General features: G+C 71.1%; 3 protein-coding genes. 1 reads left to right on the forward strand and 2 read right to left on the reverse strand.

Going from position 1 to position 2,198, the window contains the following annotated elements; genetic code table 11:
• A partial coding sequence (locus tag QN345_RS18180; protein ID WP_323509024.1) for a cell wall-binding repeat-containing protein occupies window positions 1–704 on the forward strand: 704 nt, incomplete at its 5' end.
• A gap of 76 nt (window positions 705–780) precedes the next feature.
• On the opposite strand, the gene QN345_RS18185 is transcribed toward QN345_RS18180, so the two are convergent.
• Window positions 781–1,443, reverse strand: a complete 663-nt coding sequence (locus QN345_RS18185) for a TetR/AcrR family transcriptional regulator (RefSeq protein WP_134449100.1) — start codon at window positions 1,441–1,443, stop codon at window positions 781–783.
• A gap of 136 nt (window positions 1,444–1,579) precedes the next feature.
• Window positions 1,580–2,198 (reverse strand): hypothetical protein (locus QN345_RS18190; RefSeq protein WP_323509025.1); only part of this gene is annotated, 619 nt, incomplete at its 5' end.

Genomic DNA, 2,198 nt, shown 5'->3' on the forward strand with positions numbered 1-2,198 from the left:
GGGCCGAACTGGTCCGGCTGCACCCGGGCAAGATCGTCATCGTCGGCGGAACCGCAAGCGTGTCCGCGGCGGTCTCGGCCGAGCTCGCGGGCATCGCACCCGTCGCACGGCTCGCCGGCGCCGACCGGTACGCCACCTCCCGCCTCGTGGCAGCGGATGCCTTCGGCAGCCTCGCGGCGACGGCCTACGTCGCGACAGGGGCCGACTTCCCCGGAGCGCTCGCGGCAGCATCCGCCGCCGCCCGCGCGGGCGCACCGGTCGTTCTCGTGCCGGCCGGCGGCTTCCTGCCCGACCTCGCAACGGCCGCCCTGCTGCGCACCCTGCACACCAGGACCGTGAAGATCGCGGGCGGGACGGCGGACGTGACGAGCCTCACCGAGTTCTGGCTGAAGCTGCAACTCGGCGGCGCCTCGGTGACCCGGTACAGCGGCGCAGATCGCTACGCGACCAGCGCGGCGCTCAACCTCAACGCCTTCACGTCCGCGACGACGGTGTACCTCGCGAGCGGAACGAGCTACCAGGATGCCCTGGTCGGCTCGGCGCTCGCCGGGGCGAAGTCGGCTCCGCTGTATCTCACGCCCGCGACGTGTGTGCCCCGGGCGACGCTCACCGCGATCACCCGCCTCGGCGCGACCCGGGTGGTCCTGATCGGGACGGCGACCGCCCTCACCGGTGACGTCGCGGCGCTCAAGCCGTGCCCGTGAGCCAGTGATACTCCGGGCGCCGCACGACCCGCGGCGCCCGCGGCAGCTCGCACGGCACGACAGGCCGGGCGGATGCTCAGGGTTGGCGCAGGCCGCCGATCCGGTCGACGAGGGCCTCGAGTCCGAACTCGAACGCGACATCCGCCCGCGCCCTGCCCGCGTTCTGCTGCCCGTGCCGCACCGCTGCGCTGAAGATCGGACTCGACTCGGCGAGCGCACCGGTCTCGAATATGTCGGCCGGAGCCGTCACATCGAAAGCCGCGCCGAAGATGAACGACTCGAGTGCGACGATCGAGGGCACGATCTGTGCAGAAGGCACCCCGGCGGAGGACAGTCCCGCCGCGACGGTCTCGTACATGCGCAGGGTTTGCGGTGCGCCCGTGACCGGGAGCACCGCAACAATCGAGATCAACGGAACGTGCGTTGCGAAGATGTCCCGGTACGACCAGGCCCAGCGGCGCAGGGCCGTGTCCCACGGCTCTGAGCCGAAGCCGGCCACATCGACCATCGTCATCACGTGGTCCTGCAACCACTGCAGCACGACGTGCTTCGATGCCGCGTGGTTGTAGAGCGCGGAGGGAGCCACTCCCAGACTCCTGGCCAGGCCGGACATCGTGAAACTTTCGTAGCCGGCCGCCCCGATCAGCCGGAGGGCCGCAGCGGTGATGCGCGGTTTCGTCAGAACCGTCTCAAGCGGCCTTCCGGCCCTGCGGTGACCGGCGTCGTCTGCGTCGCTCATCGGGCTCTTCTCTCGGTGGGCAGTCTCGGTGGATGGCGTCGTTACAGTACATCACCCTGGTGACGCATCACCCAGGCGACGACACGGGGTCAGATCGCACTGTCGAGGAGGACCTGGACGAGGGCGCGCGTGGCAATCACTGTGGTGTGCTTCCTGGGCGGTCGTGCTGACCTGTTGTGGGGGAGTCCGCGGGACCCGGCTTCTGCAGCCTGCGCTTGCGCCGGCGGTGACGGACCCACAGCAGCACCCCGGCGCCGGCGAGCAGGGCCGCGAACACCAGGATCCAGAATTTCGAGGTGGCGTAGTCGAGAAGGCCCGGTGCCGGAATCGTCGTGAGCTGGGCGCCGGCCTCGAAGAGCACGGCGGCGGGCTTGGCAGAGCCGTCGGCGCGGAGCAGCCCGCCGGCATCCGTCTTCGTGTCGGCGAAGGCCGCCACGCTGAGGCGGGACAGTCCGGCGCGCTCCGCGGCCAGGAGTACCCGGGCGACGTCGGAGGCCTGCCGTGCCTCGGTCTTCGGCAGGGGTCCCCAGCCGCCCTCGGTGCTGAGCCCGGTCACCGTCAGCAGCACGGCCCGGTCGGGGAGCGCGGCGCGCACAGCCCCGATCGCTGCGGTCGGGTCACCGCCTCCGGTCAGGTGCAGGGACACGGCGTCGACCAGCCGGGCCATCGACGGATCGGCCGCGGCCGCGCGTTCATCTTCGACCCCAACCGCATCTACCGGCGGGACTTCACCCCCGATTTCATCTTCAACCCTC

Source organism: Cryobacterium sp. 10I1, from assembly GCF_035019805.1.
Taxonomy (GTDB): Bacteria; Actinomycetota; Actinomycetes; order Actinomycetales; family Microbacteriaceae; genus Cryobacterium; species Cryobacterium glucosi.